The sequence below is a fragment of the Actinomadura violacea genome (genome assembly GCF_017573465.1).
GTDB lineage: Bacteria > Actinomycetota > Actinomycetes > Streptosporangiales > Streptosporangiaceae > Spirillospora > Spirillospora violacea.
On the sequence record NZ_JAGEPF010000027.1, the window covers coordinates 88460 to 103981 of the forward strand.

A 15522-nucleotide genomic window follows, 5' to 3' on the forward strand; every position below is an offset into this window, starting at 1 on the left:
CGGACGGACCGGGCGGTCCCGCGCCGCGGGTACGCTGCGCTCCGGCATCGGCCGCCGGGAGGAGGGCACCCGATGAGCCAGAGCCTCGGGCGCGGGCTGAGCATGCTGATCGAGCTCGCCGACCGCCCGCACAGCCTGGACGAGCTGGCCGGCAAGCTCGGCGTCCACAAGACGACCGTGCTGCGGCTGCTGCGCACGCTGGAGGCCGAGCGGTTCGTGCGCCGCGACGAGAACCACCGCTACCACCTCGGCGCGCGGCTCGGCGCGCTCGCCGACACCCGCGGACACCGCGACGTCCGCGACGTCGCGGCGCCGCACCTGGCGCGGCTGAACGAGACCGCCGGGGCCGGCGCGCGCCTGGTCACCGGCCCGCCCGCGCTGCTCGACAACCTGGACCGCGCCGGCGCGCCCGCCCGCTTCGCCGCCGCGCCGGTCCGCGACGCGACGGGACGCGTGGTCGCGGCGGTGACCGCCCCGGACCCGGGCGGCGACCTCACCGGGCTGCGCGCGACCGCGGACGCCATCTCCGCCGACCACGCCCGTCCCGCCGACCGCGCCCGTCCCGGCGGTGCGGACCGTTCCGGCGCTCCGGACCGTCCCGTGTGAGGACGCCCGCCGCGACCAGCTCCAGCGTGATGAGCACCGCGACGACCTCGATGGCGAGCAGCCCGATCAGCACGAGCAGCTGCGTCGCGCCCGCCTGCACCGGGTCGGCGCCGCCGAGCAGCACGCCGACGAACGCGCCGGGCAGCGTGACGAGCCCGACCGTCCGGGTCTGGTCGAGGACGGGGAACAGCGCGAGCGCGGCGGCCGGGCGGCACACCTCCATCGCCGCGTCGCGCGGCAGCAGGCCGAGCGCGAGGCCGCCCTCGTACTCGCCGCGCCGCGCGGCCAGCTCGTCCAGCGCGCGCCGCCCGGTGAGGCCCGTCGCCGACATCGCGCCGCCGATGAAGATGCCGGCGATCGGCAGCACCGACACGGTCCGCAGCGGGACGAGCCGCGACGCGAGCAGCAGCGCGAGGACCGGGCCGACGCCCGCGGCGATCGGCAGCGCCGTCGCCCACGCGCCCGCGCGCAGCCCGCCGGTGATGCGGCGGCCCGCCGTCACCACCGCGATGACCACCATGCCCGCGACGAACGCCGCCGTGTACCCGGCGTCGCGCAGCACCGCGGCGATGAGCGCCGACACCGCCGCGAGCTGCACGGTCGCGCGCACGGCGACGACCACCAGGTCCCGCCCGAGGCCGAGCCGGCCGAGCCGCGCGAGCGCCGCCGCGAACACCGCGAGCGCGCCCAGCACGATCGCCAGGAGTGGTCCGACCGCGGGCCCCGCGCTCATCCCCACCCCCCGGACCAAACGATCTTCTGTGACCGATCTTCCCCTTTGAGTCGATTGTGATCCGCAAGGCCGCTCAAGGGAGCGAAAAGCCCGATAGCGTGGGACTTGTGGAGGACGAGGAGGCAGGCGGGACGTCCCGCCGCAGAGCGCTCTGGCTGATGGGGGCCGCCGCCGTCGGCCTCACCGCGATCGGTGCCGACGAGGCGCATCCGTCCCATGTGTCGAACGCGGCGGCCAAGCCGTCGGTGCCGACGCCGCGCGCCCGTCCCGTCATCCATCCCAAGCCCTCGCCGACGCCGACGCCCACCCCGACGCCGCGCCCCGCGAGCTGGACGCAGGCGCGGCTGACCGCGCTGGAGACCCCCGTCCGGGAGCTGACGCAGCTGTCCCCGGCGCCGCCGCCGAAGACGATCGCGCTCACCATCGACGACGGCCCGCACCCGGTCTACACCCCGAAGATGCTGGACCTGCTCGCCGAGCACGAGATCCACGCGACCTTCTTCATGATCGGCGAGCAGGTGAAGGAGTGGCCGAAGCTGGTGCGCCGGGTCGCCGCCGCCGGCCACCAGATCTGCAACCACACCGAGACGCACCCCATCACCATCGCGGGCCTGCCGAGGAAGCGGGTCAAGAAGGAGATGATGCAGGCGCGCGACCGGATCGCCGACACCACCGGCATCGAGCCGCAGTTCTTCCGCTCCCCGGGCGGCGCCTGGTCGAAGACGATCCTGGAGCTCGTCGCCGAGCACAACATGCTGCCGATCGACTGGGCCGTCGACCCGCGCGACTGGTCGCGGCCGGGCGTCGGGCACATCCGCCGGACGATGCTGGCGGGCAAGGCGGGCAACATCATGCTGTGCCACGACGGCGGCGGCGACCGCTCGGAGACCATCGCGGCGCTGCGCAAGGTCATCCCGAAGATGAAGAAGCGCGGCCTCACCTTCGTCGCGCTCTAGCCCCCTAAGGACGGAGGCCGGCGAACAGGTCGTCCTCCGGCAGCGGCGCCTCGACGTGCGCGCGGGCGAGCCGGTAGTCCTCGGTGGGCCACACCTCCCGTTCGACGTCGCGCGGGTGCAGCATGAACCCGGCGTCCGGGTCCACCTGCGTGGCGTGCGCGAGGAGCGCCGCGTCCCGTACCGCGAAGTACTCCGCGCACGGGACCCGCGTCGTGATGTCCAGGTTCGCGGCGCCCTCCGGCCATTCCGCGAGGACCGGGCCCATCGGCGACTCCATGCCGCGCGCGAGGATGCCGTCGTGCAGCGCCTGGAACCAGTTCCGTGAGAACGCGCCCTGGTAGTACAGCTTCGCGGGCCGCCACGGCTCGCCCGTCCCTGGGTAGCGCGCCGGATCCGCGGCTGCGTCGAACGCCTCCGCCGCGACCTGGTGCGTCTTGATGTGGTCCGGGTGCGGGTAGCCGCCGGTCTCGTCGTAGGTCACCACGACGTGCGGGCGGAACTCGCGAACCAGCGCGACCAGCGGACGGGCCGCGTCCGCGAGCGGCTCCAGCGCGAAGCAGCCCGCCGGCAGGTCCTCGCCGTCGCCCGGCAGCCCGGAGTCGGTGAAGCCGAGGAACCGCTGCCGGACGCCGAGGATCCGCCGCGCCGCCTCCATCTCCCGGCGCCGGACCGCCGGCAGGTCCGCGCGGACCTCGGGCCGGTCCAGCGCCGGGTTCAGGACGCTGCCGCGCTCCCCGCCCGTGCAGGTCGCGACCAGGACGTCCGCGCCCTCCGCCGCGTACTTGGCGAGCGTCGCGGCGCCCTTGCTCGACTCGTCGTCCGGGTGCGCGTGCACGCTCAGCAGCCGCGGACGCTCTCCACGGGTGATGCGCAGGTTCACGCGGCTTCCTTTCCGGGCTTGCGGGACGGGTAGAACAGCGCGGGCACCAGGGTCACCGCGGAGAGGCCGACCGCCCACCAGAACGTCGCGCCGAACGCGGCGGCCGGTGCGTGGTGGCCGAGCGACCGTTGCAGCACGACGGCGAGGACGGCGGTGCCGAGCGAGCCGCCGACCCGGTTGAGGGTGTTGACGGCGCCGGCCGCGCGGGCCGTCTCGTCCGGGCGGACGGCGGCGTAGACGGTCGCCATGCCGGGCGCCATCACCACGCCGAGCCCGGCGCCGCGCACCACCAGCGACAGCGTCAGCAGCCAGCCCGCGGGATGCGCGCCGAGCCGCGTGAACGCGACCGTCCCGGCGAGGGTGAGCAGGATGCCGGTGAGGATGATCGGGCGCGGCGCCATCCGGTCGGTCAGCCGCGAGGCGTAGAACGTCGCGACGGCCGTGCCGAGGGCCTGCGGGGCGAGCAGCAGCCCGGCCTCCAGCGCGGACGCGTGCTCGACCTGCTGGTAGTAGAGCGGCAGCAGGAGCATCGAGCTGTAGAGCGCGGCGCCCTGCAGGAACGAGTTGGCCGTCGCGACCGCGAAGCCCCGCCGGGCGAACAGCCCGAGGTCGATGAGCGCGGCGCCGCGCCGCCGCAGCGCGTGCGCCCCGTACCCGGCGAGCAGGACGGCCCCCGCGGCGAGCGAGGCGACGACGCGCGGCGCGCCGAACCCGCCCGCGCCGCCGGCCTCGGAGAACCCGTAGACGACGGCCGCGAGCCCGGGCGACAGCAGCGCGAGGCCGCGGACGTCCAGCCGCCGGGCCGCGCCGCCGGCGCCCGCGAACGCCGGCACGAACCGGGCCGCGAGCACCAGCGTGACCAGCCCGAGCGGGACGTTCACCAGGAACATCCAGCGCCAGTCGAGCCGCTCGATGATCAGCCCGCCGAGCAGCGGCCCGAGCACGGGCGCGAACGTCAGCGGCAGCACGGTGACGCCGAAGACCCGGCCGAGCCGTCCGGGCCCGGCGGCCCGCACGACGATCGACTGGCCGATCGGCTGGATCAGCCCGCCGCCGATGCCCTGCAGCACCCGGAACGCGATCAGGCTCCCGGCCGACCAGGAGAGCCCGCACAGCGCGGACCCGGCGGTGAACAGCGCGACGGACGTCATCCACATCGTCCGGGCGCCGAACCGGTCGCTCGCCCAGCCGGCGAGCGGCATCACCATCGAGATCGCCAGCAGGTACCCGGCGGACACCCACTGGAGGGTCGCGATCGGGGCGCCGAAGTCGCGGGCGACCGCGTCCAGCCCGACGCTCACGATCGTCGTGTCGAGCAGGGCGAGGATCGGCCCGAGGACCAGCACGAACGAGGTCCTGAGCAGGGCCGGGTCGAGCCGCTCCGGGGCCGCGGACGCGGCGGGCGCGGCGGGTGCGCGAGAGGGCGCGGTCATGGACACCTCCAAGTAAGTGGTACGAGCACAAACTTAGGTTCAGTCCACACACTTGGTCAAGGCTATTTTTAGACTCGACCCATCTTTCGAATGCGGATGGCAGAAGGCGGTCATCCGATGGCGGCCGCCGACCCGGGCCCTTACGATCGCGATGATCTCTGTCGAGCCAGAGGGGTCCCCCGTGCACGGCCCTCCGCCCTCCCCGTTCCCCGCGCCCTACGGCGGCCCGTACCGAGGTCCCGTGCCGCCGCCGCTGTACGAGCCGGCCGGGCCGGTCAGCGAGGCGGCGTCCCGCGTCCGGCGGCTGCTGGCCTGGTCGATCGACGCCGGGATCCTGGCCGGCGTGGCCGTGCTGCTCGCCGGCATGACCTGGGGACGGCTGCAGTCCTACGTCGCCGACGACCTGCCGCGCAGAGCGTGGTCGGCGGGGCTCGAACTCCTGGTGTCCGGCGGGAGCGTGGAGAAGGCCGCCGGCGAGTTCGGCGCGGGGGTGTGGGGCACCTTCGTCACCACCATCGAGCAGGCCCTGCTGCTGCTCGTGCTCGCGGAACTGCTCCACCAGTTCGTCGGGCTGGCCTGGACCGGCCGGACGGCCGGGAAGGCCGCGATGGACCTGCGCGTCCGGCACGCCTCCGCCGACGCGGGCCCGGGCAAGGGACGCGCGATGCGCCGGGCGCTGCTCACGACCGCGTCCGGGACCGGCCTCTACGCGCTCGCCTGGGTGCTCCTCCTGGAGGGCCTGTTCTTCTTCGCCGTCCTGCTGTGGGCGCTCGCGATCCTCGCCTTCCTGGCGAACAGCCTGCCCGCGCTCGCCGGCCCGCGGCGCCGCACGCTCGCCGATCTCATGGCCGGCACGGTCGTGATGCGGGCGGGCGCCTACCGGGCCGCCGTGGCGGCCGCGCGGCACGGCGCCGTCGTCGCCTGGGACGGCGCCCAGGCCGCGGGCCAGGTGATGGGGCAGGCCGCCCGCGACAACGCCGCGCGGCTCGCCCAGCACGAGCGCGTCCAGCAGGCGATCGAGTCCGAGCGGGCGGAGCGGCTGCGGGAGCTCGGCCGGCAGTCCGCCGGGAAGCTGCGCGAGGCCGCGGCGAGCGAACGCGCGCAGCAGGTCCAGGACGCGGGCAAGCGCCTCGGCGGCCGCGTCCGGGACGCCTACCGGGAGCGCAGGGCGGGCAGGGCCGTCGAGCAACCGGCCCGGCCCGCCCTGCCGCCGCCTCCACCGGCCCTGCCGTATCCGCCGGTGGCCCCGCCACAGCAGCGGATGGCCCCGCCACAGGAGCAGCCCCCGTACGGCCTCCAGGCGCCGGACGAGGCGTACCGGCAGCCGTACGAGCAGCAGCCGCCACCCGGCTAGGGCGGCGGCTGCTGGCCCGCTAGGAAACCGGGACGGCGGGCGGCGCCGGCGACGGGACGGGCGCGGGCTCGCCGTGCGAGACGCGCGGCAGCCAGCCGAGCCAGCGGGGCAGGTACCAGTTCGCGCGGCCGAGCAGCGCCATCGCGGCGGGCAGCAGCACGATCCGGACGACCGTCGCGTCGATCAGCACAGCCACCGCCAGCCCCACGCCGAGCTGCTTGAAGTCCTGCATCGACAGCGTCCCGAAGATCCCGAACGTGGCGATCATGATGACGGCCGCGCCGGTCACGACCCCGGCGGTGGCGCGCACCCCCTCGCCGACCGCGCGGGCGGTGTCCAGGCCCCGGTCGTGGGCCTCGCGGATCCGCGACACCACGAACACGTGGTAGTCCATCGACAGCCCGAACAGCACCACGAACACGAACAGCGGGATCCACGACTCCAGCGCGCCCGCGCCGCGCGTCCCGACCAGCGAGTCGCCCCAGCCGTGCTGGAACACCGCCACCATCACCCCGTACGCGGCGCCGACCGACAGCAGGTTCAGCACGATCGCGGTCAGCGCGATCACGACCGAGCGGAAGAAGACCAGCATCAGCAGGAACGTGATGCCCATGACGAACAGGAACACCGGCACGATCGCGTGCCCGAGCCGGGCGTTGTAGTCGGTGGACCAGGCGAGCTGCCCGCCCACCGGCGCGTCCGCGACCCGGCCGACGGTCTGCGGGACGATCGTGTCCCGCAGCGTCTCCAGCGCGTGCTTGGAGGTCGCGTCCGAGCCGCCGCCGGCGAGCGGCACCTCGATCTCCGCGACGTTCGCCCGCTCGTGCACGGTCACCTCGATCGGCGCGTTCATCTCACCGGACGCCAGCGCCCGCCGCTTCAGCTCCCCGATCGCCGCCTTCACCTGCGGCGCGTCGATGTCGCGGGCCTTCACGACCACGTGCGCGGGCGCCGGGTTCCCGGGGAACGCCCTGTTCATCTCGGTGTAGGTCTGCGCGATCTTCTCGCCGGGCGGGATCTGCTGGTCGATGCCGAGCTTCGCCGTCTTCATGCCGAGCGCGGGCGCGGCGAGCGCCAGCAGCAGCCCCGCCGACAGCACCGCCGCGATCCCCGGACGGGCCAGGACGGGCTTGAGCAGCGTCCCCACGACACCGGCGCGCTCACCGCGGCGGCTTGCGCGCTCACCGCGCCGCCGGCGCGGCAGCCGGATCCGCCCGGCCTCCACCTTGTCGCCGAGCAGGGACAGCAGCGCGGGCAGGACCGTCACCGAGCCGAGCATCGCGATGCACACGACCAGGATCGTCGCGATCGCGAACCCCTTGAACAGCAGCAGGCCGGACAGGAACATCCCCGACATCGCGACCATCACGGTGACGCCGGAGATCAGCACCGACCGTCCCGAGGTGGCCGCCGCGATCGCGAGCGCCGCCTCCCGGTCCCGGCCGGCCCGCCGCTCCTCGCGCTCGCGCTGCAGGTAGAACAGGCAGTAGTCGACGCCGACGGCCAGGCCCATCAGCAGCATCACCGAGTTCGTCGTGTCGTCCAGGTGCACCGCGTGGCTGGCCACGGCGAGGAGCCCGCCGGCCGCGAGGTAGGCGGTGAACGCCAGCATGACCGGCAGCACCGCCGCGAGCAGCGCACCGAACGCGACGAGCAGGATGCCGATCGCCAGCGGCACCGCCGTCAGCTCGGCGCGCTTGAAGTCCTTGCTGAGCGCGTTGTCGAACCAGGCGCCGGCGGAGGCGCCGCCGAACTCCCCGATCGGCACCGACGGGTTGTCGCGCTGCGCCTTCGCGACGGCGTCCTCGATCGCGGGCAGCGGGTCCGGCGCCCCGTCCGGCACCTCCTTCAGCGTGAACTGGACGAGCACGTGCCGCCGGTCCTTCGCCACCGCGGCCGGCCGCAGGTCCGTGATCTTCCCGGTGGCCTGGACGTTCGCGCGGACGGCCGCCACCGCGCGGGCCACCCGCGGGGAGCCCGCCGGGCCGGTGACCAGCACGGCCTCGGAGTCCGGGTCGTCGATCCCGGCGTCGTCGATGATCTTCTCGGCGCGCGCGGACGCTCCGGTGCCCTGCTCGTGGCCGCTCATCTTGACCTGCCCGGCGGCGCCGCCCAGCACCGTGGCCAGGACGACGAACAGCAGCCAGCCCACCACGGCCGCCAGCCGGTGCCGCGCGCTCCAGCCGCCGAGCGCGGCGGCCGCGTTCCTTCTCATGGGGGGATCCTCTGGGTCGTCGATACGAGGTGACCCCCTAAGGCAACCGGGCGGGCGGGCCCGGCGACATGGCTCCAGATGCCGTCCGGGGGTGTAGGTAGATACACCCCTTGTCCGGGTTGCGGGCACACTGTGCGGGAGGGACGCCGGCCGGAGACTGGACGCACGACGGCAGGCGACGACCGGAGGAAACGGTGAGCGGGCAACTGGTGAGCGAGAACCCCTGGCAGCGGCGGCTCAGGACGCCGTGGCGCGGGCTCGGGCTGTGGTTCCTCGGGATCCCGGCGACCTTCGTGGGGCTGTGGTTCATCACGGTCGTCTCGATGGTCACGAGCTTCGTCGGCATCCTGCTGTTCCCGTCCGCGACGATGCTGCTGCGCCGGCGGCTCGACCGGTACCGCGGGAGGATCGGGCGCTGGACCGGGCACCGGATCGAGCGCCCCTACCTGCCGCAGCCCGACACCGAACCGGGCTTCCAGGGCGTCATGCGGCGCTTCATCGCGCTGATCTGCGACCCCGCGACCTGGCGCGACTACCTCTGGGTCGTCGCCGACCCGTTCGTCGCGCTGTTCACCGCGGCGCTGCCCGCGGTGCTCATCGGGTACGGGGTGTGGGGCTACCTCCTCGCCGGGTTCGCCGGGAAGCTGATCGGCGACCACGGCGGCAACGACTGGTACGCCTACGTCCACGTGCACCACGGCTACGGGGACGACCCCGCGCAGCTCGTGCTGACCGCCGCCACCGGCACGCTGTTCATCGCCGCCGGGTTCCTGATCGGCCCGAAGATGCTCGACGTGTACGGCCGCTGGGGGCAGGCGATCCTCGGCCCGACCGAGAAGTCGCGGCTCGCGCTGCGCGTCCGGCACCTCACCGAGACCCGCTCGGACGCGGTGGACGCCTCCGCCGCCGAGCTGCGCCGCATCGAGCGCGACCTGCACGACGGCGCGCAGGCCCGGCTCGTCGCGATGGGCATGACCCTCGGCGCCATCGAGCACCTGCTCGACCGGGACCCGGAGAAGGCTCGGCTGCTGCTGGCGCAGACCCGCGAGTCGTCCGCGCAGGCCCTGCACGAGCTGCGCGACCTCGTCCGCGGCATCCACCCGCCGGTGCTCGCCGACCGCGGCATCGTCGACGCGGTGAAGGCACTCGCGCTCGACCACCCGCTGAAGACCGAGGTCACCGGTGACCTGCCGGCCCGCCCCGAGCCGCCGGTCGAGTCCGCCGCCTACTTCGCGGTGTCGGAGATCCTCACCAACGCGGCCAAGCACTCCGGCGCGTCCCGCGTCTGGGTCGACCTGCGGTACGAGCGCGGCATGCTGCGCGTCACGGTCACCGACGACGGGCACGGCGGCGCGTCCCTGGACAACGGCACGGGGCTGCGCGGGATCGAGCGGCGGATCGGTACATTCGACGGCGTCCTCGCCCTCAACTCCCCGGTGGGCGGACCGACCATCGTGACGCTGGAGCTGCCGTGCGCGTTGTCCTCGCCGAAGACCTCGCCCTCCTGAGGGAGGGGCTCGTCAGCCTCCTGGAGACGCACGGCTTCGAGATCGCCGACGCCGTCGACAACGGGCCCTCGCTGCTGAAGGCACTCGTCGACCACCGCCCGGACGTGGCGGTGGTCGACGTGCGGCTGCCGCCGTCCTTCACCGACGAGGGCCTGCAGGCGGCGCTGGAGGCGCGCCGCCGCATCCCCGGCCTGCCGGTGCTGGTGCTGTCGCAGTACGTCGAGCAGCTGTACGCCCGCGAGCTGCTCGCCGACGGCACCGGCGGCATCGGCTACCTGCTGAAGGACCGGGTGTTCGACACCGCCCAGTTCGTGGACGCGGTCCGCCGCGTCGCCGCCGGAGGCACCGCGATGGACCCCGAGGTGATCTCCCGGCTGCTCGCGAGCAGCACCCGAGACACCCCGCTGGGCCGGCTCACCCCGCGCGAGACCGAGGTGCTGGAGCTGATGGCGCAGGGCCGCTCCAACGCGGCGATCGCCGAGCAGCTGGTGGTGACCGAGCGCGCCGTAACCAAGCACACCGCGAACATCTTCGCCAAGCTCGACCTGCCGGTCACCGACGACACCAACCGCCGCGTCCTCGCGGTACTCGCGTATCTCAATCGCTAGGCCGCGCGCGGATTCGCCGCGTTCCGCGGACTATCCCGGGCCCCGCGCAGTGAAATAGGTTGCTCGGGCGAGGTGGCCCTTGGGAGGGCGCGATGAAGGTGATCCTGGTCCTGCTCTGCCTGGCGATCGCCGGGCGCGAGCTGTACCTGGCGTTCGACCGCAGGCGCCGGGCGGGCGCGCCCGAGATCGCCGACATCCGCACCCAGCTCATCGCGCTCAAGGGCACCCGCGACGAGCTGGAGCACTTCCGCTCCGCGCAGCGCGAGCGGCTGGACCGGCTCACCGCCGACCGCACGGCGGAGCTGGAGCCGCTCGCCGCCGGCCAGGACCGGCTGACCGCGTCGCTGCGCGAGACCGACGAGCGGATCGGCTCGCTGGTCGCGCAGATCAACGACCGGATGGTGCCGGAGGTCAACGAGCGGCTGAACTCCTACAAGGCCGCCCTCGAACGGCTCACCGCCGACGTCGCCGCGCTGCGCGGGCACCTGGTCGCGCGCCTCGACCAGGCCGTCGCCGCGTCGCTCGGCGCCGAGCCGGGAGACCTCGTCGCCGGGTCCCTCACCGCCGCGCCGGACGCGGCCCGCGCCGCGCTGTCCGCACCGTTCGAGCGGTTCCTCGAACGGTACGGGCTCTGGTGCGAGCTGGCGGACGGCGACCGCCGTTACCTGTCCGGCCGCAGCCCGCGCGGCCTGGAACGCGACTTCATCGAGCTGCTCGCCGCGCTGCGCCCCGGCCGCGGCGCCGCCACCGCCGAGGCGGCGGCGCTGCTCACCGCGCTGCGCGGCGCCGCGAAGGCCACCGTGCAGGTCGGGCCGCTGCTGATCGTCCGGACGTCCGGGGAGCTGCTGTGCGGGGTGCTGCCGCTCGCCGAGCTGCGCCTGCCGGAGACCGCCGGGCTGCTGGACGACCCGTCCCGCGCGTCCGCCCGCCTGCGCCGCCTCCCCGCCGCCCGGCTCCTCGACGCGTCCGCGGTCTAACGAGCGGGGCGGGAGGTCCAGGTGAAGCGCGGCGGGCGGCGTTCGAGGAAGGCGGCGATGCCCTCGGCGACCTCGCCGCGCGCCGCGACCTCCTCCAGCCAGACCCGGACCCGCTCCTCCACCGGCCCGTCCGCGGCGATGGCGTCCACGATGTCCTTGGTCGCCTGCTGGGTCAGCAGCGAGCGCGACGCGAGCGTCTCGGCGAACCCGGCGACCCGCGCCGGCAGGTCGTCGGCGATCTCGTTCAGCAGCCCGATCCGCAGCGCGTGCCCGGCGTCGACGAGGTCGGCCGAGTACAGCAGGTACTTCGCGGCGGACGGCCCGACCAGCCGGACGAGCCGCGCCGTCGCCGCCGCCGGGTACACGATGCCGAGCTTGGCGGGGGTGATCCCGAACCGGGCGCCCGGCGCCGCGAACCGCAGGTCGCAGGCCGCGGCGAGCTGGCAGCCGCCGCCGACGCAGAACCCCTCGATCGCGGCGAGCGTCGGCTTCGGGAACGCGGCGAGGGCCCGCTCGGCGACCGTCGACAGGTGCGAGTCGTCGTCGCGGTGGATGTCGGGCAGCTCGGAGATGTCCGCGCCCGCGCAGAAGTTGCCGCCCGCGCCGGTCAGCACCACGACGCGGACGCCCGGATCGGCCTCCAGGCCGTCCAGGACGCCGGGGAGGGCCCGCCACATGTCCGCCGACATGGCGTTCCGCTTCTCCGGGCGGTCGATGGTGATCGTCCCCACCCCGCCCGCGACCTCGCACCGCAACCCGCCGCCCATGGTCCTCCCTACCGCTCCACCAGCGGGATCATCGTACGTACCCGGCATGCCGGACGCTCCTCCGCCCCGAGCACGACGCGGCCGCCCGAGGATGGTCCCTCCGGATGGATTAGGGACGGTCCCCGTGAGGGAGGAATTCTGGGGACGCCCGCCGGATTCTAGACATATGAGCGGTCTCCGACCCGAAACGGAGCTCGTGGTGCAGCAGAGCGCACACGCCTTCTGGACGATCAACCTGGACGACCCCCTCGCCGCCGCGCCCGACATGGCCGGCGCGAAGGCGTCCGACCTGGCGCGCGCGGTGCGCCATGGGCTTCCGGTGCCGCCGGGGTTCGTGATCCCGGTGCAGTGCTTCCCCCGCGGGGAGCGCTACCGCAACACGGGCGAGCTGCGGAAGGCGTGGGCCCGCCTCAGCGGGAACGGCGCCCGGGCGCTCGCGGTCCGGTCCTCCTCGACGCACGAGGAGGGCGCGCGGGGCCGGTACGTGTCCGCGCTGGACGTGAAGGGGTGGCCCGAGTTCCTCAAGGCCGTGACGGGCGTGGTGGCGTCCGCGACCGGGCCCGCGACCACGGCGATCCTCGTCCAGCCGCAGCTGGACCTGGTGTCGGGCGGCGTGCTGTTCGGCGCGGACCCGCTGGAGGGCCGCACCGACCGGGTGATCGTGTCGGCCGCGCTCGGCGGCCCGTCCGCGCTGCGCGACAGCCAGGCCGCGACGCATTACGCGCTCAACCGGCGCGGCAAGGTCGTCAGCGTGGAACGCGACGGCGGGGCGCCGCCGGAGGAGCCGCTCACCCGGCCGCAGCTGCGGACGCTGGTGAAGCTGGCGGCGCGGGCCGCGGCGCTGTTCGGCGGCCCGCAGGAGATCGAGTTCGGGTTCGACCGGGAGGACGCCGTGTGGCTCCTCCAGACGCGCCCGCTGTCGTCCCTGACGCTGCCCCGCGCCCGCCGCCCCGCCAGCTGACCCGCCGGGCGGGGAGTGGCCGGACGCGGCCGGGATCCGGCGGAACCGCCCCTGCGGCGCGCGAGTCGAAGGTGACCGTAAGCGTCGTAGGGGTGCGAGTCGGGCATCCGTGGGCCGGGGAGTCGGAACGTGCGGGAACGCCGCCTGATCACGCGCATCGCCGTCGGCGGCGGGGCCGCGGTACTCGCCGTCGCGATGGCCGGCTGCGGGACCGGCACGCCCCGCGCGCCGCGTCCGAAGCCGGCCGCGCGGGCCGCGCCGGTCTCCGCGAACTGGCCGCTGAAGTGCGACGACCCGCAGGGCGACGTGACGGCGCACGGGTCCCCGAACCCGGCGCCGCCCGGCAGCGACCTGACGTCGGTGGCGTGGGAGCGCCGGCCGGACATCCTCCGGGTGGCGTTCACGACGGCCGGGCCGCCCGGCTCCACCGGGTCCGGGAGCGCCACCTACACCACGGTGATCCGCGACGGGTCGCGCACGTCCCAGGTCGACGCGACCTTCGCCGGCGGCCAGTGGCGCGTCAGCGGCGGCCCGGACGGCAAGGAGCTCGGCTCCGGCACGTCCCTCAACGGCGACACGGTCATGGTGAGCCTGCCCGGCCGGGTGCCCGCCGACCACGGCACGATCGACGTCGGCAAGAAGCTGGACGTGTCCGCGTCGTCGCAGGTCAAGGTCGGTGAGGGCGTGTACGAGGACGCCGGGTGCAGCGCCTCGGCGCCGCGGGGCGGCGGGCCGCGGCACTACCTGGCCTTCCCGATCGAGCGCGACACCCCGACCCCGTGGCGGACGACGCCGCGCTGGAAGACCACGAAGACCAAGCGGCCCACCTCGTACCCGACGACGCGTCCGACCACGCACCCGGCCGAGGAGCCCACGCACACGAGCACGCCGGCGCCGCGCCCCACCCACCGGACCACGACCCGGCCCCGGCCGCCGTCCAAGCCCAGAACGCATCGGTGACCTTGGGGAATGCGCGAACGGCCTCCGGTGCTGTACTGTCAAGGCAGCGCCTTTGATGTCCCGCCTTCCGCGGTTGAGGCGCCTTCTTCCCCGCCCGGGCCATCTGAGCGCCCGGTGATCCCCCGTCCGGACGCACCGACGAGCGTCCCGGACCGTCGCACAAGGGAGCCGACGTCAGCCCGGTGAACCGAGCTGCATTTCTCGCATTCTCCTCGCGTACGAGCCGCGGGTTCCGCCGCCGTACGCGGGGTTCGACTCCAGGGGGCGCGGCGCTTTCCGCGCCGCCCTGAGAAGGGACCCGTATGTCCACTCCCACACTCACCACCGAACGCCGCGGCGGCGAAGGCCGCGGCACGGAAGGACGCGCGCACGCCGTTCCGGCCGCGCGCAAGAACGACCGGCAGCAGGCGCGGCGCCCCGCCGCGGCCGCCGACGACCAGCCGGCCGTCCCGTTCCACGGCGTCCTCGCCGTCCAGGACAAGCACGCGTTCGTCCGCACGTCCGGCTACCTGCCGGGCAACGACGACGTGCACGTGTCGCTGGCCCAGGTCAAGGCGCACCACCTGCGTCCGGGCGACGCCATCGCCGGCACGGCCCGCCCGCCGAAGAGCGGCCGGGAGAAGTTCGGCGCGCTCGCGACCGTCGAGTCGGTCAACGGGCTGCCGCCCGAGCAGGCCGCCGGCCGCCCCGAGTTCGGCAAGCTGACCCCGCTGTTCCCGGACGAGCGGCTGCGGCTGGACACCGGCCCGCTCGCGACCCGCGTCATCGACCTGGTCGCGCCGATCGGCAAGGGCCAGCGCGGGCTGATCGTGTCGCCGCCGAAGGTCGGCAAGACGATGGTGCTGCAGGCGCTCGCGAACGCGATCAGCATGAACAACCCCGAGGTGCACCTCATGGTGGTGCTCATCGACGAGCGCCCCGAAGAGGTCACCGACATGCAGCGGACGGTCCGCGGCGAGGTGATCCACTCGACGTTCGACCGGCCCGCGCAGGAGCACACCACGCTCGCCGAGCTGGCCGTCGAGCGCGCCAAGCGGCTCGTCGAGCAGGGCCACGACGTGGTCATGCTGCTCGACTCGATCACCCGGCTCGGCCGCGCCTACAACCTCGCGGCGCCCTCCAGCAGCCGGATCCTCGCGGGCGGTGTCGCGACCACCGCGATCTACCCGCCGAAGAAGTTCTTCGGCGCCGCCCGCAACATCGAGGACGGCGGTTCGCTGACCATCCTCGCGACCGCGCTGGTCGAGACCGGCTCCCGGATGGACGACGTGTTCTTCGAGGAGTACAAGGGCACCGGCAACATGGAGCTGAAGCTCGACCGGAGCCTCGCCGACCGGCGGGTGTTCCCCGCCGTCGACATCGAGGCGTCCGGCACCCGCCGCGACGAGCTGCTGATGTCGCCCGAGGAGCTGGCGCTCACCTGGCGGCTGCGCCGCGCGCTGCAGGGCCTGGAAAGGCAGCAGGCGATCGAGCAGCTGCTGGAGAAGATGAAGGGCACCTCGTCGAACGCCGAGTTCCTGCTCCGCCTCCAGAAGGGCCTCTAGCCTTTCCGCCGCACGGCTTT

The 15522-nt window shown here is 74.4% G+C and carries 13 protein-coding genes and 1 pseudogene; 9 read left to right on the forward strand and 5 right to left on the reverse strand.

The window, feature by feature from the left end; all coding sequences use genetic code 11:
* Positions 1 to 72 precede the first annotated feature (72 nt).
* Positions 73 to 606 (forward strand): helix-turn-helix domain-containing protein, encoded by a 534-nt coding sequence (locus tag J4709_RS38110; protein ID WP_208248598.1) that lies wholly within the window; start codon positions 73 to 75, stop codon positions 604 to 606.
* On the opposite strand, the gene J4709_RS38115 is transcribed toward J4709_RS38110, so the two are convergent.
* Positions 494 to 1339: an ABC transporter permease gene (locus J4709_RS38115; RefSeq protein ID WP_208248601.1), complete on the reverse strand. Its 846-nt coding sequence runs from the start codon at positions 1337 to 1339 to the stop codon at positions 494 to 496. The two genes, J4709_RS38110 and J4709_RS38115, sit on opposite strands and share 113 nt — an antisense overlap.
* A 107-nt stretch (positions 1340 to 1446) precedes the next feature.
* Here J4709_RS38115 and J4709_RS38120 point away from each other — a divergent pair, with 107 nt between their 5' ends.
* The gene (locus J4709_RS38120) at positions 1447 to 2295 is read left to right on the forward strand and encodes a polysaccharide deacetylase family protein (protein ID WP_307801909.1); all 849 of its coding nucleotides are present in this window, start codon (positions 1447 to 1449) and stop codon (positions 2293 to 2295) included.
* A gap of 4 nt (positions 2296 to 2299) precedes the next feature.
* On the opposite strand, the gene mca is transcribed toward J4709_RS38120, so the two are convergent.
* Positions 2300 to 3175 (reverse strand): mycothiol conjugate amidase Mca, encoded by an 876-nt coding sequence (gene mca / locus J4709_RS38125; protein ID WP_307801910.1) that lies wholly within the window; start codon positions 3173 to 3175, stop codon positions 2300 to 2302.
* Complete coding sequence (locus tag J4709_RS38130) at positions 3172 to 4608, reverse strand: MDR family MFS transporter (RefSeq protein WP_208248602.1); 1437 nt, start codon at positions 4606 to 4608, stop codon at positions 3172 to 3174. Before J4709_RS38130 ends, mca begins: the two co-directional genes overlap by 4 nt.
* Before the next feature lie 181 nt (positions 4609 to 4789).
* Here J4709_RS38130 and J4709_RS55120 point away from each other — a divergent pair, with 181 nt between their 5' ends.
* Positions 4790 to 5962 (forward strand): RDD family protein, encoded by a 1173-nt coding sequence (locus J4709_RS55120; RefSeq protein ID WP_208248605.1) that lies wholly within the window; start codon positions 4790 to 4792, stop codon positions 5960 to 5962.
* 19 nt (positions 5963 to 5981) lie between these two features.
* On the opposite strand, the gene J4709_RS38140 is transcribed toward J4709_RS55120, so the two are convergent.
* Positions 5982 to 8177 (reverse strand): MMPL family transporter, encoded by a 2196-nt coding sequence (locus J4709_RS38140; RefSeq protein ID WP_208248608.1) that lies wholly within the window; start codon positions 8175 to 8177, stop codon positions 5982 to 5984.
* 194 nt (positions 8178 to 8371) lie between these two features.
* On the opposite strand from J4709_RS38140, the gene J4709_RS38145 reads away from it, so the two are divergent.
* From J4709_RS38145 to J4709_RS38155, 3 genes are all read left to right on the forward strand, one after another.
* Positions 8372 to 9685: a sensor histidine kinase gene (locus tag J4709_RS38145; protein ID WP_307801911.1), complete on the forward strand. Its 1314-nt coding sequence runs from the start codon at positions 8372 to 8374 to the stop codon at positions 9683 to 9685.
* Positions 9649 to 10293: a LuxR C-terminal-related transcriptional regulator gene (locus J4709_RS38150; protein WP_208248611.1), complete on the forward strand. Its 645-nt coding sequence runs from the start codon at positions 9649 to 9651 to the stop codon at positions 10291 to 10293. The genes J4709_RS38145 and J4709_RS38150 overlap by 37 nt, the downstream gene beginning before the upstream one ends.
* Positions 10294 to 10385: 92 nt before the next feature.
* Positions 10386 to 11270 carry a hypothetical protein gene (locus J4709_RS38155; RefSeq protein ID WP_208248613.1) on the forward strand — a complete coding sequence of 295 codons (885 nt, stop codon included), beginning with the start codon at positions 10386 to 10388 and terminating at the stop codon, positions 11268 to 11270.
* Here the strand turns inward: J4709_RS38155 and J4709_RS38160 are convergent.
* Complete coding sequence (locus tag J4709_RS38160; RefSeq protein WP_208248616.1) at positions 11267 to 12037, reverse strand: enoyl-CoA hydratase/isomerase family protein; 771 nt, start codon at positions 12035 to 12037, stop codon at positions 11267 to 11269. The genes J4709_RS38155 and J4709_RS38160 overlap by 4 nt on opposite strands.
* Before the next feature lie 166 nt (positions 12038 to 12203).
* Here J4709_RS38160 and J4709_RS38165 point away from each other — a divergent pair, with 166 nt between their 5' ends.
* The 3 genes and pseudogenes from J4709_RS38165 to rho form a co-directional block, all read left to right on the forward strand.
* On the forward strand, positions 12204 to 12998 hold the full coding sequence (locus tag J4709_RS38165; protein WP_208248620.1) for a PEP/pyruvate-binding domain-containing protein: 795 nt from the start codon (positions 12204 to 12206) through the stop codon (positions 12996 to 12998).
* 129 nt (positions 12999 to 13127) lie between these two features.
* Positions 13128 to 13958 carry a hypothetical protein gene (locus tag J4709_RS38170; protein ID WP_208248623.1) on the forward strand — a complete coding sequence of 277 codons (831 nt, stop codon included), beginning with the start codon at positions 13128 to 13130 and terminating at the stop codon, positions 13956 to 13958.
* A gap of 476 nt (positions 13959 to 14434) precedes the next feature.
* A pseudogene (rho, locus tag J4709_RS38175) lies at positions 14435 to 15502 on the forward strand (transcription termination factor Rho); the annotation flags it as partial.
* Positions 15503 to 15522 lie beyond the last annotated feature (20 nt).